Below are 17,300 nucleotides of genomic sequence, written 5' to 3'. Positions count from 1 at the left end.
TAAATATGAAAAAAATAAATTTTTTAATGTTTTTGTTTGCATTTACTGTAATTACACAGTGTTTAAATGCTCAAGTATCAGAAAAAATAATGATAAAAAATAAGGAAATTTATCTCGCAGGAGGTTGTTTTTGGGGAATAGAGCATTTTTTACAACAAATCGGAGGTGTTATAAATACCGAGGTTGGGTATGCTAATGGAAAAATTATAAATCCGACTTATAAAATTATATCTACTACGGAAACAGGTTTTGTGGAAACAGTGAAAGTAGAATATAATCCAGCTCAAATTACATTAAAAAAACTTTTAAAATTATTTTTTAAAATTATTGATCCAACAAAACTTAATCAACAAGGAAATGATATAGGTACACAGTATCGAACAGGTATATATTATACTGAAAAAATAGATGAAGCTATTGTAAAGTTAACTTTAAACGAACTTACTAAATTATATGATAACCCTATTGTGGTAGAATCTAATATATTACAAAATTATTATCGAGCAGAACAGTATCATCAAAAGTATTTAGATAAAAATCCTTCAGGATATTGTCATATTCCTAAATTCTTTTTTCAAATGGCGAAAGAGGCTAATCGAATATCAGATTCAAACAATCAGATTTATAAAAAACAAAGTGATACAGCGCTTAAAAATAAATTAAGTAATTTACAATACGAAGTAACACAAAAAAATGCTACAGAAGTGCCCTTTAAAAATGAATATTGGAATGAATTTAGAGAGGGGATTTATGTAGATATTACAACAGGTGAACCATTATTTATATCTACGGATAAATTTGAGTCTGGTTGTGGATGGCCAAGTTTTTCAAAACCTTTAAGTAAATCATCAGTTTATGAGAAAACAGATAAAACATTAGGTATGCTTCGTACTGAAATACGTAGTAAAACAGGAAATTCTCACTTAGGACATGTATTTAATGATGGCCCTGCTGATAAAGGAGGTTTAAGATATTGTATTAATAGTGCCTCTTTACGTTTTATTTCTAAAGAAGAAATGAAAAGAGGGAAGTATAAAAAATTTCTTTATCTGTTAGATAAATAAATAGAGACTTGTTTTGTGTAGGTTACTCATCATCTGTTAATAAAAATAAAGAGTGAGTTATCTAAACGAAAAATAATTATAATTATTAAGTATTTATGATTAAAAAATAGTTACAAAATTGTTATTAAATAAAATTTACCAGCCGTTTTATTCTATAAAAATTGTAAAATTAAACTCTTATAATTTTGATATTAAGGGATTTTTATAATTTCACTATATGTATCTACTTGAATATGAGTGTTTTCATTTTTGTTATAATTTATAATGATTATTAATAGTTTATTAATGATGAAAGTGTAAATTGCCAGTATGTAATTTAACCTTAATATGATATACTAGTCATTTGTAATTAATGGTCTTTTTACTAGAAATAAGAGATGGCATATCCCCCGAGTGCAATCGAACTGCGTGACAAATTACTTTTGTAATATGTCATTATAGCTGTTTAAAATCCTATATTTATATTTCATAATAAGAGATATGAAAATAAGGAGTGACTTCTTTGGTGTGATACTGTTCAAAAAACAATCGGTTAATCTGATTTGTTTCCTTATTTTAAATAAATTATAATTAACACATAAATATATTTTAAAAATGAAGAAATATAGAGGGTTTACAGTACTTGCATTATGTTTAACTATGCTAGTATCTTGTAATGAAGAAGAGACTTTTGATGGTAAAAATTTAAAAGCATCTAAAAGTCAATTTTTAAATGAAGATATTCCAGATGGAATTAGTAATTTAGTGATTAAAGATATTACCAAATACAATAGAGGTTTAAGATCTGAGGTTGAAACAAATTGTGAAGAGAAAGAAGTAAGTTTTGATAAAACAGATTCAGATTTTTTTCTAATTAATCCAAATGGAAGCTTGTTATGGCCAGGTAACTTAGTCGGAGCAAGGTCTATTCAAGATGGATCACCAACATCTGTTCCATTTTATGGTAGAGATAGAAATTCAATTGAGATAGGTTTAGATGTTATTTCAGGTACATCTGCATCTACATCTACAATTATTCCGAACCCAACACCCGGTTCTGTGAGAAATGAGTTGAATAGAATTTTAGGAAACTACTATGATTCAGGAGCTCGTTTTCCAGCAGCATTTGAAGTATCTATAGAAAGAGTTCATAACTCAAGTGATTTACAATTTGCTTTAAAAGCTGGTTACTCAGGTTCAGGAGTTGATGTTGCTGGTCAATTAGGAATTAATTTTAGTGATAAAAAAACACGTTATGTAGTTTCATTAAAACAACGTTTTTTTACTGCAACAGTAACGCCTAAGGCTGAATTAATAGGTGATAGAGGATGGTTTAATAATAGTGTAACTCCTGAAAATCTTACTAATTATGTAACTGATTATAAGGAAAATGTTTCAAATGTTAATATGAATCCAGCTTCTTATATCGAATCTATAACATATGGTAGATTATTTTCTTTGATTTATGAATCTTCAGAGAGTGCTAAAGATGTCTCGGCTGCATTAAATTTTGCATATAAAGGCGCTATAGGTTCTGTTAAAGCTGATGTTTCTACAAAATATAATCAAACATTACAGAATACTACAGTAAAAGTAAAGCAAATTGGTGGAGATGCACAACCAGGAATAACTGCAGGTTTAAGTGCGGTATCGGGTGATTTGAAAGCTATAAATACTTTCTTAAAAGAAGGAGCAAATGTATCTAGAACAAATCCAGGATATCCTATTTCGTATAAAGTAAATTACGTATCTAATAACTCTCCTTTTAAGGTTGTAAGCAATGTTAAGTATGTGCAAAGAGATTGTGAACTTGTAAGTAGAAAAAAAGTACGATTTAACCCATTAACTGTTTCTACTAATTATTGGGGGTACGATCATGGTACTTCTGGTTTAGAATTATTTGGAAAATTAAGTGTACAAAAATTTAATAAAGCTACAAATAGTTGGTATAGTATAGGATCTTCTATTAATTGGGGGTTTAGTAATGAGCACGTAGTAAGGGATTTTTACAAATTTGATACCACAAAAAATATTTGGAATCGCAGTAAATTTATTGATTTTGATGTAGATCAAGTAAATGGTGAGCGATTTAGACTAGTATCTGTTGCTGGTGAAGCTGATGATCATTATGTAGTTCAAGAAGATGGAGGTACTGCTGCTATTATATATGAGTATAATGCAGAAAAAAAAGAATGGATAGGTTATGATAGCCGTAATAAATTAATTTCTGTACCAAAAAATAACAATGGTAATTCATTTGAATTTTTAAATGCTATTGATGGGTACTACGGTGGAGAATATGATAAAATATCTTTGAAATATAGTATCTATTTTTTGAATTAACAATAATAATAGTTTTAAAAAAAGGAGGTCAATTTGACCTCCTTTTTATTTATATAATTTGTTTTTTATTTTATGAATTTCTATGACAAGCTAACAAGGTGTTTTTTAATAACATTGCAATAGTCATAGGGCCAACTCCGCCAGGAACAGGCGTTATAAATGCTGATTTTTTTGAAACTTCATCAAAAGCAACATCACCAACCAAACGGAAACCATTCTTTTTAGACGAATCGGCAACACGGGTAATACCTACATCAATTACCGTTACATCTTCTTTTACCATATCTGCCTTTAAAAATTCGGGTATTCCTAAAGCTGCAATAATAATATCAGCCTGTAAGGTAATTTCTTTTAAATTTTTAGTTCTACTATGTGTTAAAGTAACAGTCGCATTTCCAACAGTTCTTTTTTGAGATAATAAAATACTCATTGGGCTACCAACAATATGGCTACGTCCAATAACCACTACATGTTTACCCGAAGTTTCTACCTTATATCGGTCTAATAATTCTAAAATTCCGAAAGGAGTTGCTGAAATAAAAGTAGGTAAATTTAATGCCATTTTACCAACATTTGTTGGGTGAAAACCATCAACATCTTTGTCGGGATTTATTGCCATTAATATTTTTTGTTCATTAATATGATCGGGTAGAGGTAATTGCACTATAAAACCATCAATATCATTATCAATGTTTAAAATAGCAATTTCATTTAATAATTCTTCCTCTGTGATATCTTGCGATAACCGAATTAAAGAAGATTCAAAACCGACACGATCACAGGCTTTTACCTTTGCATTAACATATGTTAAACTTGCACCATCGTTACCAACTATAATAGCAGCTAAATGAGGTGTTTTTTTATCCTGATTTTTTAAATCTAATACATCAATAGCAATTTCTTCTTTAATATCTGCTGATGTTTTCTTACCGTCTAGTAAAATCATTTTGTAGGGTGTTGTTGTTAATAATTATATCTAAATAAAAAGAGAAGCCACGGCTTCTCTTTTTAATATATTTTATTTTAATTATTTCATGTTTTGCATCATTTGCATCATCTTTTTTCCGCCGCCACCTTGCATCATTTTCATCATTTTACTCATTTGGTTAAACTGCTTCATCAATTGGTTTATTTCTTGAATTGATGTTCCAGAACCTTTTGCAATTCGTTTTTTACGACTCGCATTAATAGTTGAAGGAGTACTTCTTTCTAGCGGAGTCATTGATTGAATAATTGCTTCAATCCCTGTAAAAGCGCCTTCATCAATTTCAACATCTTTTAAGGCTTTACCCGCCCCAGGAATCATTCCAACTAAATCTTTCATGCTACCCATCTTTTTGATTTGTTGAATTTGACTTAAAAAGTCATCAAAACCAAATTGATCTTTTGCAATTTTTTTCTGAAGTTTTCTAGCTTCGTCTTCATCGTATTGTTCTTGGGCACGTTCTACTAATGAGATAACATCTCCCATTCCTAAAATACGATCTGCCATACGATCGGGGTGAAAAATATCAATAGCATCCATCTTTTCACCAGTACCGATAAACTTAATCGGTTTATTTACTACCGATTTTATTGATAAAGCAGCTCCACCACGAGTATCACCATCTAATTTTGTTAGTACAACACCATCAAAATTTAAAATATCGTTAAAGGCTTTTGCGGTATTTACAGCATCTTGCCCTGTCATAGAATCGACAACAAATAAAGTTTCCTGCGGATTAATAGCTTTATGAATGTTTGAAATTTCATCCATCATTTCTGTATCAACAGCTAAACGACCAGCGGTATCAATAATTACTACATTTTTCCCTGTTGCTTTTGCATGCTTAATAGCATTTTGAGAAATTTCAACTGGGTTTTTATTGTCAACCTCGGCATAAACTTCTACACCAATTTGCTCACCAACAACTTGTAACTGATTAATAGCCGCAGGACGATACACATCACAACCAACTAATAATACTTCTTTCGATTTTTTATTTTTCAAGAAGTTTGCTAATTTACCTGAAAAAGTAGTTTTACCAGACCCTTGTAAACCAGACATTAGGATAACGCTCATTGAACCTCCTAAATTAATACCAACAGTGTCGCCACCCATTAAATCGGTCAATTCATCTTTAACTAATTTAACCATTAATTGTCCTGGGTTTAACGTAGTTAATACGTCTTGTCCTATGGCTTTTTGCTGTACTCTTTTAGTAAATTCTTTGGCGATTTTAAAGTTAACATCGGCATCTAATAAAGCTCTACGAACTTCTTTTAGAGTTTCAGCAACGTTAACTTCGGTAATCTTTCCGTGTCCTTTAAGCGTGTGTAACGCTTTATCTAACTTTTCACTTAAATTATTAAACATGTATCGGCATCATTTTTAGAGCTACAAATATAATAATTTAGTTGTAAGGACTGTGGTTTTTTAAGAGCAGTTTGTTTGATTTTGTTCAATTTGTTGCTTTTTTTTAATTAAAATAGCATTTATAGCGAATCTTGTTTTAATTTCTATTTTTTTAGAGGCAAAGGCTTGTGGTAATTTAATAAAAGAGTAAAAATATTATTAAACTTATCAAAAACGTAGCACTAAAAATACCAACCCACAATAGTTTATTAACAGTAGTATTTTTATTAGTTTTCTGTTGTTTTTCTAAAATTTTAGCTTCAAAAGTATTCCAAGCAAGGTTTATTTGTTTGGAATCAATAGGGTTTTCTTTAAATTGAAGCCCTATAATAATTGCTTTAGCTTCTTGGGCGAATTCTTTTTTATCGATATTATTACTTAACCAATACTCCCAAAAAGAAACATCGCTTAGGTTTGAATTTAAAGCCCAATTTTTAAAGGAAGTATCTTTTAAAAAATCAGCAATGTTATGGTATGTTTTGTGTGTCATTTTGCAAGTGCCAAACAGAAGTATACTATTAAAAGTAATTTACTAAAAATATATACTCTTTTTAAGACTGCAAATTTAGGCATTAAATAATTGTAAAATTAAAACATCTTCACGCAATCGTTTTATAGCTTTATGAATATGATTAAGTACACTTTGGTAGTTAATCTCCATAATTTCGGCTATTTCAGGTGTTTTTAGGTTGCAATTATATTTTAAATACAACACTTCTCGTTGTTTTTTAGAAAGTTTATTTAACGAAGCTGTTAAATTTTTATTTCTAAAAGCTATTGATTCTTGATTTGTAAGAAACTCTTCAGGTGTAAAGTGAATATCAACAATAGGCTGGTTTATATCTCCAAGAAGTTTGTTTTTTTGATTTTTTTGAATAATTTTAATTAAAAAACGTCGGTAAGAAACAAATAGATAAGGCGTAATTTTGGTTAAATCGCTTAAGTTTTCACGATGTTCATATACATACATAAAAAAATCTTGAAGTGAGTCTTCGGTAATTATTTTATTTCTTGAAATTTTTAAACCGTATTTAAATAAAGGCTCGTAATAGTTTTTAAAAAGTGCTTCAAAAGCAATTAAATCACCTTCTTTTAATGATTTCCATAAAATTTCGTCAGATAGTTTTTTCATAAAGAAGGGTTGATATTTAGGTTAATACGTTTTAAATGTAGTGAAAAATATTTTAATCATTTTTCATTCTTTTTTTAAAAAAGTTAATAGAGCTTTAAATAAATCCTTAAAATTGAAAGCAAACAAGTATATTTGCAAACGCAAATTTTCAATAAAAAGATAGAATGAAAGCTGGAATTGTAGGATTACCAAACGTAGGAAAATCAACATTATTTAACTGTTTATCAAACGCAAAAGCGCAAAGTGCTAACTTTCCGTTTTGTACGATAGAACCTAATATTGGTGTAGTAAATGTGCCAGACCCACGAATTCAGGTTTTAGAAGGTATGGTAAACCCAGAGAGAGTAATGCCTGCAACTGTAGAAATTGTAGATATTGCTGGTTTAGTAAAAGGAGCAAGTAAAGGAGAAGGTTTAGGAAACCAATTTTTAGCAAATATTAGAGAAACAGATGCAATTATTCACGTATTACGTTGTTTTGATAATGAAAATATTATTCACGTTGATGCTTCTATTGATCCTATTAGAGACAAAGAAACCATTGATATTGAGTTACAATTAAAAGATTTAGAAACTGTTCAAAAACGTTTAGAGCGTGTAAAAAGAACGGCTAAAACTGGTAATAAAGAAGCGCAAATAGAATTAGAGGTTTTATTAAAAATTGAAGAAACTTTATTACAAGGAGTATCAGTAAGAGCCATCGATTTTTCAGAAAAAGACCAAGAAATTGTAACAGGATTACAATTTATTACGGCAAAACCAGTGTTATACGTTTGTAATGTTGATGAAGGATCGGCAGTAAACGGAAACGATTATGTAGCCAAAGTAAGAGAAGCAGTAAAAGACGAAAACGCACAAGTAATTGTCTTAGCTGTAGGTACCGAAGCTGATATTACCGAGTTAGACGACTACGAAGAACGTGAAATGTTTTTAGCCGATATCGGTTTAAAAGAAGCAGGAGCATCGGTTTTAATTAGAGCCGCTTACAGGTTATTAAACCTACAAACTTATTTTACTGTAGGAGTAAAAGAGGTGCGTGCTTGGACCATTAATATTGGCGATACTGCACCACAAGCAGCAGGTGTTATTCATACCGATTTCGAAAAAGGATTTATTAGAGCTGAGGTTACAAAATACAACGACTACATTACTTTAGGTGGTGAGCAAAAAGTAAAAGAAGCAGGGAAATTAGGGGTTGAAGGAAAGGAATATATTGTACAAGATGGCGATATTATGAACTTCAGATTTAACGTTTAATTTTTTAATTTTTAAAATAATAATTAGGGCGTTCGGGCGGGCTTTCACTACTCGCTTTTTTTAAATAGAAAAAATTTAAAAAAGAGCTCAAACAAGCCGTTCAATCCCTAACGCAAAACCAGAACGCTGTAGATTATTCTACAGCGTTTTTTTGTATCTTATCAAAATAAAATAGCGTTAATAAATATGCAAGTAGATAAATCAATATTTCAATATTTAGAAAATTTAAAACAAAATAACAATAGAGATTGGTTTACCGATCAAAAACCACGTTTTGTTGAGGTTCAAAAAAGCGTAAAAGAGTTTTATGGAAAAGTAGGCGAAAACCTAGAAATACACGATGTTATTGATAACTTTAAATTATTCCGAATTTATAGAGATGTTCGTTTTTCAAAAGATAAAACGCCGTATAAAACACATTTTTCAGGGTCATTTTCACGAAAAGGAAGTCATTTAAGAGGTGGTTATTATTTACAAATTGAACCAGGAAACAGTTTTCTAGCCGGTGGATTTTGGCAGCCTAATAAAGAAGATTTACTACGTATTAGAAAAGAAATTGAACTCGATGCTTCTGAGTTTAGAGAAATTTTAGAGAATCCTGAGTTTGTGAAAAATTTCGGAACTAAATTTGAAGGCGATGAAGTAAAAACCGTGCCAAGAGGTTTTGATAAAAATCATCCTGATATTGATTTATTGCGTAAAAAAGGATTTATCGCTGTGCGTAATTTTAGCGACAAAGAAGTGTTCTCTAATAATTTTTTATCAGAAATTGATATTTCTTATAAAGCTTTACGACCTTTTTTTAATTTGATGAGCGAGGTATTAACAACCAATTTAAACGGTGAAAGTTTACTTTAAAATCCTCAAAAGAAACAGACCTCACAGGTTTTTAAAACCCGTGAGGTCTAGGAGCTTGTTTAAATTTTTTCTACGATTTTTTTTTGATAATTTTTGTCAATTCGAGTGATTTTAATAACTAAAAAGAATTAAAAGTATCGAGAATTTTTATGCTAAAAAAGTTCTCGATATAATTTTTTTGAAGAATAAAAAATAACTCGAACTGACAGGTTGTTTTGAGTTTTTATAATAGAATGTAAGAATTTAAACAGAATTTAAAAGAGTTACAGGTTACAATCAAAAGAATCGAATGGTTTGAAATTAGTACAAATGCCTAGCCCCGATTGAAGCTTTGTTTGAGCTCTTTTTTGTTTTTTTCAAACAAAAAAAGCGAGTGCGGAAAGCGGGAAATTGCTTCAAAAAAAAATAATTTGCCTCGGTTATAATGTTACTGAAATAAAAATGTAATTAGAAAGAAAATTAAGTGGTATTTTAAGTAACATTCATGTAGTTTTGTTATATGAATTTTTATGAAAAAAAATATACTGTTACCACAAACGAAATTGATGAGTATCAGCACGTAAACAATGTGGTGTATGTACAGTGGATGCAAGAAGTATCTGCCGCACACTGGTTATTGCTAATAAAAGATATTGCTAAACCTGATTATGTTTGGTTTGTAATTCGTCATGAAATTGATTACAAAAAACAAGCAGTTCTAGGCGATGAAATAAGTGTAAAAACATGGGTTGGTAAAACCGAAGGAATCCGTTCTGTTCGTCATTTTGAAATACACAAAGGCACTGATTTATTAGTAAAATCGGAAACGACCTTTTGTTTATTAGACGCAAAAACTAAAAAACCAAAAAGAATAACTAAAGAAGTTACAAACGTACTTTTAAAAAAAAAATAAGCAATATATTTGCACATTATATATAGAAAATGACAACATTTAAAGGGTTAGGAGTACAAAAACAATACGTTGAAGGACTGAAGGAATTAGGGATTACAAAACCTACTGAAGTGCAAGAAGCGGCAATACCATATTTATTGAAAAATAATGCTGATTTTATTGGGTTAGCACAAACAGGAACGGGTAAAACTGCGGCTTATGGACTGCCTGTTTTACATAAAATTGACGCTTCAAAAGATACAGTTCAGGCTTTAATTTTATCACCAACAAGAGAATTGGTACAGCAAATAAAAAAACAATTATTTAAGTTTACAAAATATGTAGATGATAAAATTTTTGTAGAAGCTGTTTATGGTGGTGAAAAAATAGACCGTCAAATAAATAACTTAAAAAGAACGACCCACGTAATTGTAGCTACTCCAGGGCGTTTAATCGATTTGATTGAAAGAGGTGAAGTAAATTTAAAAGATATCAATACTTTGGTACTTGACGAGGCAGATGAAATGCTAAGTATGGGGTTTAAGTTAGACTTAAATCGTATTTTAAAATACACTTCAGGTACTAGAAAAACATGGTTATTTTCGGCAACAATGCCCGATGAAATTAGAAATATCATCAAAAAATACATGGATTCATCGGCAAAACAAGTGGAGGTGAATAAAAATTCGTTGGTAAATGCTAATATTACGCATCAGTTTATACAAACGACTATTCCTGAAAAAGTAGATGTAATTGTAAAATTTTTAGAAAAAAAACCTTCAGAAAGAGGCATCATTTTTGCTAGAACAAAAGCAGGTGTGCAAAAATTAACAAAATTGTTACAAGATGATGGTTTTTCGGTTGCCGCTTTAGAAGGTGATATGCAGCAAAGAGATCGTGAAAAGGTAATGCGAGCTTTTAAAAACGAGAGTCTTCAAATTTTAGTTTCTACAGATGTTGCCGCAAGAGGTATTGATGTACGAGATTTAGGTTTTGTAGTACACCACCAATTACCAGAACAATTAGAATATTACACACACCGAAGCGGAAGAACTGCCCGAGCAGGAAAAAAAGGTGTTTCTTTAGTATTGATTTTAAATAACGAAAGAAATAATATTAAAGAGGTAGAAAGAACTTTGCAGATAAAGTTTTCAGAAATTAATATTTAATTAGTATTTTCAGTGGATATTATTTACGCCCTTGATATTGCAGGAACATTTGCTTTTGCCATTAGTGGTGCTTTGGTGGCAATGAAAAAACAATTTGATGTATTTGGTGTTGTTATTATCGCCTTTGTTACCGCTGTGGGTGGTGGTATGATTCGAGATGTTTTAATTAACGCACACCCCATAAATTGGATTAGCGACCTTAATTATATTTGGACAATTTTAACTGCCGTTGGTTTTACTTTTTTATTTAGAAGTAAAATAGCGCCACTACGTAAAACCATGTTTTTATTTGATACTATTGGAATTAGTGTGTTTACTTTATTGGGTTTAGAAAAAGGTTTATCGTATGATTTACATCCTTTTGTAGCCTTGGTTATGGGAATGGTTTCTGCTGTTTTTGGAGGTGTTCTTAGAGATGTACTCACCCGAAAAGTTCCTTTAATATTTAAAAAAGAAATATACGCATCCGCTTGCTTGGCAGGTGGAGTGGTATATCTTATTTTAGAAGAATTTAATATAAATAAAGACCTTCAGTTTGTAATACCAACACTGGTTGTGTTTTTAATACGATCAATTGTAGTAAAATATAAATTAGAATTACCAAAGATAAAATCCGATGCTTTGGGTGAATTGGGTTAGTTTTATAGAAAAAAAGATATTTTATCAAAATTTAAAAAAAAACGAGATGAAGAAAGAATTTAGTTTAGTGTTTTTATTGTTTATAAGTATAACTGTTTTTTCACAAGAAAAAAAATTACCAGCAGGATGGGATATTATTAGTTTAGATAATAAAACAGCCTATATGAATTTAATTACAGGAAGTATTTCTAAAAAATATCCTACAAAAGCCGCGGTAAAACCTTCGGGAAAGCTAGCCTTTGACCCAACAATTAGCCATAAGGTAAAAAAAGGAGAAACATTAAGTACTATTTCAAGAAAATATGATGTAAAACTATCCAGGTTATACCGATTAAATAGCATGACTAATTTTGATACCTTAAAAATAGGGCAAGAAGTTGTAATTGGTTATGGGCAAAGTAAGGCGGAAAAAACTGCTTTTTTTAAGAAAGTAAACTCTAAAACTCAAATAAAAACCACGCCTAAACCTTTAGATAAACCAATTGCTAAAAATAAAGTAATAATAGCAAACAAAGCTAAGGCTAAAGCTGAAACAAAAACTAAAACGAGTTCTAAAGATACCCCTAAAACTAAAACGGCTTTAAATAAAGAATATGCAAAACGTTTTGCGCTTATTGTAGAAAAAGATCCTGTTGTTGAAAAGAAAGTTATAGCAAAAAAAGTAGCTGTTGTTACAGGTAAAAAAGCGGTAGTTAAATATCATACTGTTACAGCAACAGAAACTTTATACGGAATAGCTTCTAAATATAAAATAGCTGTAAAAAAATTAAAAGAATTAAATAATATTAAAAATAATACGATTGCTATTGGACAAAAGTTGAAAATAAAATAATAATTCTTTATACATTAAAAAAAGCTCGAAACTTTAAAGTTTCGAGCTTTTTTAATATATGAAATGTCGCAAAAAATTATTTTCTTACTAATTGAGCCATGTAAAAACCATCAAATCCAAATTCATGGGCTAATACTTTATGGTCTTTTACAAAGGTAAAATCTTTTCCATCTTCCGAGGCTAAAAACAGTTCAACTTGTTCTTGATTTTCTGAAGGCAACACAGAACAGGTAGCATATACTAATTTACCACCTGGTTTAACCATCCTAGAATATCTTTGTAAAACATCTTGCTGAATTTCTTTGATATTATCAATAAATTCAGGCTGTAATTTCCATTTACTATCAGGGTTTCTACGTAAAACACCCAAACCAGAACAAGGAGCATCAATTAAAACTCTATCGGCTTTTCCGTATAATTTTTTAATTACTTTGGTAGAATCAATTACTTTTAAATTGATATTACTAACACCGTTTCTACGAGCTCTAATTTTTAACTTTCTCAATTTACTTTCGTAAATATCCATGGCAACAATTTGCCCTTTATTTTTCATTAATGCCGCTAAATGTAATGTTTTACCTCCAGCACCCGCACAGGTATCAATAACTTTCATTCCTGGAGCAACATCTAAATAAGCCGCTACTAATTGCGAAGAAGCATCTTGAACTTCAAAAAATCCTTTGTGAAATGCTTCTGTTTTAAAAACATTGGCACGTTCTACTAAACGCAAGGCATCATCACAACCGTTTACAAACTCCGTTTCGATACCTTCTTGTTGTAAATCTTTTTGTAAATGTTCTTTTGTTACGTTTAATGTATTGGTACGTAAAATAACATCGGCACGTTTGTTTAATGCCGCCATTTCTTTTGTCCAAACAGTTTCACCTAATTCTTTGATTCCTAATTCATCAATCCAATCAGGAATAGATTCTCTGTATTTTCTAATTTGAGAAAGTTCATCGAAACGTCCTTTGATTCGTCTTGTAGGCGTTTCTTCAATCTGATTCCAGTCTGGTAATTTAATTCCTTTTAATACACACCAAACTACTAGCAAACGCCATAAATCTGGTCGTGAATATGGAGTTTTCACATCTGCAATTTCGGCGTATAAACGCTTCCATCGTACGATGTCATAAATAGTTTCGGCAACAAATTTTCTATCACGTGCGCCCCATCTTTTATCTCTTTTTAATGCCTTTTCAACAGCTTTATCGGCATATACGTCATCATTAAAAACGTCACGTAAACTGTCAATAACTGCGTAAACTAAATTTCTATGTAATCTCATTTGGTGAATTTATGGGTGCAAAGATAGTGGATTTTAATGGTTTTTTGTACTTTCGTTTTGAGTAAAAAATCATGCTAAAAAAGTAATAAATGAAACAATTGATACTAACTTTAATACTGTTTTTAGCTGTTTTTTTTAATGTAACAGCTCAAGAAAACATATTTGGAAAAGAAAATGAATTTCCAGCGAATGAAATAAGATATGTTTTTGGTGATAATGTAAAATTAAGAGAAGCTTCAGATGTAAATTCTAAAGTGATTTTATTATTAAAAATAGGTGCTGAAATTACTGTTTTAGAAAAAACAGCTAATTTTTTATTTTATAATGGAATTAACAGTTATTGGTATAAAGTAGCATATAAAAATTCAACAGGTTTTATTTTAGGTGGGCTTATTTCTTTAGATAAAAAAGAAGTTGATAATTCTAAATATTTACTTTCTTTGAAAAAAGAAAATTCAGCATATTATATAATAGTAAGAGTTGTTAATGAAGATAAACCGTATTTAGAAAATTCATCTTTATTAGGGGTTGAACAGGGTTTTTCAATGAAAACTTTTGATAGTCAGGGTGTAACGTCGATAGAAAATATGGCTTATATTGATTTTATAGTAGAATCATGTGGTTTTAACGGCGGAGGTTATTATTTGTTTAATGATGGAAGCACATTAAAAAAAGCAATAGAATTAACTCAAATAGGAGATGGAGGAAATTGGTTTGGAGAGGAATTAATTTTTCCAAGAAATAAAAATGGTAAGGATGGAGTAATTTTATATGAAAAAGAAATAGGAGAGATTTTAGACGAAAAAACAAACCATACCAAAATAATTATAGAAAAAAAAGAGTTAGTTTGGAAAGGAAAAACATTTATTCAAAATAAAGATTAGTTAGTATTTAATGAATTTAAATCATCCGATAACATATATAAAAGGCGTTAGTGTAGCTAGAGCAGAATTATTATTTACTGAATTAGGGATAAAAACTTGTAATGAATTATTACATCTTTTTCCGTTTCGTTATATTGATAAAACCCAGTTTTATCCGATTAATCAATTAGTACAAAACGCTGCTGAGGTTCAAATAGTTGGTAAAATAACAGCCGTTAAAGAAATTGAACAAAAACGAGGAAGTAGGCTAGTGGCAACTTTTTCTGACGGCACAGGTTTTTTAGATTTGGTGTGGTTTAAAGGTGCTAAATGGATAAAAAACAGCTTAAAAACCGATGTTCCGTATGTGATTTATGGAAAATTAAATTGGTATAACGGTCGGGCAAATATGCCACATCCTGAAATGGAAACTTTAAAAGAGTATAAAAGTAAGCTTCAAACGGCGATGCAACCTGTATATCCATCGACAGAAAAATTAGCAAATAAAGGAATTACCAATAAAATTTTGCGTGGTTTTATTCAAGAACTTTTCAAAGAAATAATTCAGCAAATAGAAGAAACATTACCTGATTATGTATCCGAAGAAAATAATTTATTAGCTAAAAAAGAAGCCTTATTAAATATTCACTTTCCTAAGAATCAAGAATTATTAGCAAAAGCACAATATCGCTTAAAATTTGAAGAATTATTTTTTATTCAAATTCAATTATTACAGAAAAAACGCATCCGAAAATCAAAAATAAAAGGTGCTGTTTTTGAAAAAATAGGCGAGAATTTCACCGATTTTTACACTAATAAATTACCTTTTGAATTAACAAATGCTCAAAAAAGAGTGTTAAAAGAAATCAGAATAGATGTGGGTTCAGGAAAACACATGAATCGTTTATTGCAAGGCGATGTGGGGTCAGGAAAAACAATTGTAGCGTTGTTAAGTATGTTAATTGCAATTGATAACGGCTATCAGGCAACAATTATGGCGCCAACTGAAATTTTAGCGATTCAGCATTATAACGGAATTACGGAGCTTTTAGAAGGAACAACGATAAAAGTTGAATTATTAACAGGTTCAACCCGAATTAGAAAAAGACGTGAAATTCATACAGGTTTAGAAGATAAATCAATACATATTTTGGTAGGAACACACGCTGTTTTAGAAGATAAAGTATTATTTAAAAATTTAGGAATCGCTATTATTGATGAGCAACATCGCTTTGGGGTAGCACAGCGTTCTAAATTATGGCAGAAAAATCAACCGCCTGTAATTCTGAATGAAAAAGGTAGAAATATTCATCAAAAATATAAGGATGAAAATTCAGATTCGTATCAATTAATTAAAGAAATTGCCTTTAAACGAAAAAACAGAACATCGAAAGCAGAAAGAGCTTTGTGGGAAGTTTTAAAAAATAAACAAACGGGTTTTAAATTCCGAAGATATTATCTTATTGAAGATTTTTTAATTGATTTTATCTGCCTAGAAAAAAAACTGATTATAGAGGTTATAGGAAAATATCACACGACCGAAAAACAGCAAGAAGCCATGAATTTGCGTACCGAAATTCTAACTGCATTCGGTTATAAAGTGGTTCGGTTAGATGAAAATCAAATTTTAAATTCGCCTGAAAATAGCTTAAAAAATAACCTTGAAAATAATTTTGAAAATATACTAGATAAAACAATAAAAAGAATCATTGCAACTTTAAATAGTTTGCCTACCGTTGCAGTAAAAAAATCAATTCCACCACACGTTTTGGTGATGACAGCAACACCAATTCCACGAACTTTAGCCATGTCGGTTTATGGTGATTTAGATATTTCTGTAATTGATGAATTACCGCCAGGGCGTAAGGAAATTAAAACGGTGCATCGGTATGATAGTAATCGTTTATCGGTTTTTAAATTTTTGAAAGATGAGATAAACAAAGGGCGACAGGCGTATGTGGTGTATCCGTTAATTGAAGAATCGGAAGCGATGGATTATAAAGATTTAATGGACGGCTACGAAAGTATTTCGAGAGATTTTCCATCGTCAAAATATCAAATAAGTATCGTTCACGGAAAAATGAAACCTGCCGATAAAGAATTTGAAATGAATCGTTTTATAAAAGGCGAAACTCAAATAATGGTAGCAACAACGGTAATTGAAGTTGGCGTAAATGTACCAAATGCCTCGGTAATGGTTATTGAAAGTGCCGAGCGTTTTGGCTTGAGTCAATTGCATCAATTGCGAGGTAGAGTAGGGCGTGGAGCTTCGCAAAGTTATTGTATTTTATTATCGAGTTTTAAATTGTCATCCGATAGTAAAACCCGTTTACAAACCATGGTCGATACCACCGATGGTTTTAAAATTGCTGAGGTAGATTTAAAACTTCGAGGTCCTGGAAATATTATGGGAACGCAACAAAGTGGTGTATTAAACCTAAAAATTGCCGATGTGGTAAAAGATACGGCAATCCTACAAAAAGCCCGTCAAACCGCAATCGCTGTTTTAGAAAATGATGCAACTTTTTCGAAACATGAAAATGCAAATCTATTGAAAGTCTATACGCAATTACAAAAATCAAACGGGCTTTGGAGTAATATTAGTTAGTTT

15 protein-coding genes are annotated in these 17,300 nt (G+C 30.5%); 10 read left to right on the top strand and 5 right to left on the bottom strand.

Annotation, left to right across the window (positions count from 1 at the left end; all coding sequences use genetic code 11):
* The first annotated feature begins 5 nt into the window (after positions 1-5).
* Positions 6-1,064 (top strand): peptide-methionine (R)-S-oxide reductase MsrB, encoded by a 1,059-nt coding sequence (gene msrB / locus ABNT14_RS06320; protein ID WP_101901570.1) that lies wholly within the window; start codon positions 6-8, stop codon positions 1,062-1,064.
* Between the two features lie 594 nt (positions 1,065-1,658).
* Positions 1,659-3,386: a thiol-activated cytolysin family protein gene (locus ABNT14_RS06315; RefSeq protein ID WP_101901572.1), complete on the top strand. Its 1,728-nt coding sequence runs from the start codon at positions 1,659-1,661 to the stop codon at positions 3,384-3,386.
* A 70-nt stretch (positions 3,387-3,456) separates the two neighbouring features.
* Here the strand turns inward: ABNT14_RS06315 and folD are convergent, their stop codons facing one another.
* From folD to ABNT14_RS06295, 4 genes are all read right to left on the bottom strand, one after another.
* Complete coding sequence (gene folD / locus ABNT14_RS06310; protein WP_101901574.1) at positions 3,457-4,332, bottom strand: bifunctional methylenetetrahydrofolate dehydrogenase/methenyltetrahydrofolate cyclohydrolase FolD; 876 nt, start codon at positions 4,330-4,332, stop codon at positions 3,457-3,459.
* An 81-nt stretch (positions 4,333-4,413) separates the two neighbouring features.
* Positions 4,414-5,742, bottom strand: coding sequence for a signal recognition particle protein (ffh, locus tag ABNT14_RS06305; RefSeq protein WP_101901575.1), 1,329 nt, complete (start codon positions 5,740-5,742; stop codon positions 4,414-4,416).
* Between the two features lie 175 nt (positions 5,743-5,917).
* Positions 5,918-6,271, bottom strand: a complete 354-nt coding sequence (locus ABNT14_RS06300) for a hypothetical protein (RefSeq protein ID WP_101901577.1) — start codon at positions 6,269-6,271, stop codon at positions 5,918-5,920.
* 75 nt (positions 6,272-6,346) lie between these two features.
* Positions 6,347-6,913 carry an RNA polymerase sigma factor gene (locus tag ABNT14_RS06295; RefSeq protein WP_101901579.1) on the bottom strand — a complete coding sequence of 189 codons (567 nt, stop codon included), beginning with the start codon at positions 6,911-6,913 and terminating at the stop codon, positions 6,347-6,349.
* A 164-nt stretch (positions 6,914-7,077) separates the two neighbouring features.
* On the opposite strand from ABNT14_RS06295, the gene ychF reads away from it, so the two are divergent.
* The 6 genes from ychF to ABNT14_RS06265 all read left to right on the top strand — a co-directional run bounded on the left by ychF (position 7,078) and on the right by ABNT14_RS06265 (position 12,538).
* Entirely contained in the window at positions 7,078-8,169 is a 1,092-nt protein-coding gene (gene ychF, locus ABNT14_RS06290; protein ID WP_101901580.1) for a redox-regulated ATPase YchF, read from the top strand.
* A 186-nt stretch (positions 8,170-8,355) separates the two neighbouring features.
* Positions 8,356-9,027: a DUF2461 domain-containing protein gene (locus ABNT14_RS06285; RefSeq protein ID WP_101901582.1), complete on the top strand. Its 672-nt coding sequence runs from the start codon at positions 8,356-8,358 to the stop codon at positions 9,025-9,027.
* Between the two features lie 499 nt (positions 9,028-9,526).
* Positions 9,527-9,919 carry an acyl-CoA thioesterase gene (locus tag ABNT14_RS06280; RefSeq protein ID WP_101901584.1) on the top strand — a complete coding sequence of 131 codons (393 nt, stop codon included), beginning with the start codon at positions 9,527-9,529 and terminating at the stop codon, positions 9,917-9,919.
* 29 nt (positions 9,920-9,948) lie between these two features.
* Positions 9,949-11,067 carry a DEAD/DEAH box helicase gene (locus ABNT14_RS06275; protein WP_101901586.1) on the top strand — a complete coding sequence of 373 codons (1,119 nt, stop codon included), beginning with the start codon at positions 9,949-9,951 and terminating at the stop codon, positions 11,065-11,067.
* Between the two features lie 12 nt (positions 11,068-11,079).
* Positions 11,080-11,706, top strand: coding sequence for a trimeric intracellular cation channel family protein (locus ABNT14_RS06270; RefSeq protein ID WP_101901587.1), 627 nt, complete (start codon positions 11,080-11,082; stop codon positions 11,704-11,706).
* Positions 11,707-11,752: 46 nt separating this feature from the next.
* Positions 11,753-12,538, top strand: coding sequence for a LysM peptidoglycan-binding domain-containing protein (locus ABNT14_RS06265; protein ID WP_101931015.1), 786 nt, complete (start codon positions 11,753-11,755; stop codon positions 12,536-12,538).
* Positions 12,539-12,614: 76 nt separating this feature from the next.
* Here the strand turns inward: ABNT14_RS06265 and ABNT14_RS06260 are convergent, their stop codons facing one another.
* On the bottom strand, positions 12,615-13,826 hold the full coding sequence (locus tag ABNT14_RS06260) for an RsmB/NOP family class I SAM-dependent RNA methyltransferase (protein WP_101901590.1): 1,212 nt from the start codon (positions 13,824-13,826) through the stop codon (positions 12,615-12,617).
* An 89-nt stretch (positions 13,827-13,915) separates the two neighbouring features.
* Between ABNT14_RS06260 and ABNT14_RS06255 the strand changes: the two genes are divergently transcribed.
* Both ABNT14_RS06255 and ABNT14_RS06250 read left to right on the top strand, forming a co-directional pair.
* The gene (locus ABNT14_RS06255) at positions 13,916-14,710 is read left to right on the top strand and encodes an SH3 domain-containing protein (protein WP_101901592.1); all 795 of its coding nucleotides are present in this window, start codon (positions 13,916-13,918) and stop codon (positions 14,708-14,710) included.
* A gap of 10 nt (positions 14,711-14,720) precedes the next feature.
* Positions 14,721-17,297, top strand: coding sequence for a DEAD/DEAH box helicase (locus tag ABNT14_RS06250; protein ID WP_101901594.1), 2,577 nt, complete (start codon positions 14,721-14,723; stop codon positions 17,295-17,297).
* The last annotated feature ends 3 nt before the right edge of the window (positions 17,298-17,300 follow it).

Origin of the sequence: Tenacibaculum dicentrarchi, from assembly GCF_964036635.1 — a bacterium.
In the GTDB taxonomy this organism is placed as follows: domain Bacteria; phylum Bacteroidota; class Bacteroidia; order Flavobacteriales; family Flavobacteriaceae; genus Polaribacter; species Polaribacter dicentrarchi.
The sequence above is the reverse complement of the archived record's forward strand: the minus strand, read 5'-3'. Positions and strand labels throughout refer to the sequence as shown.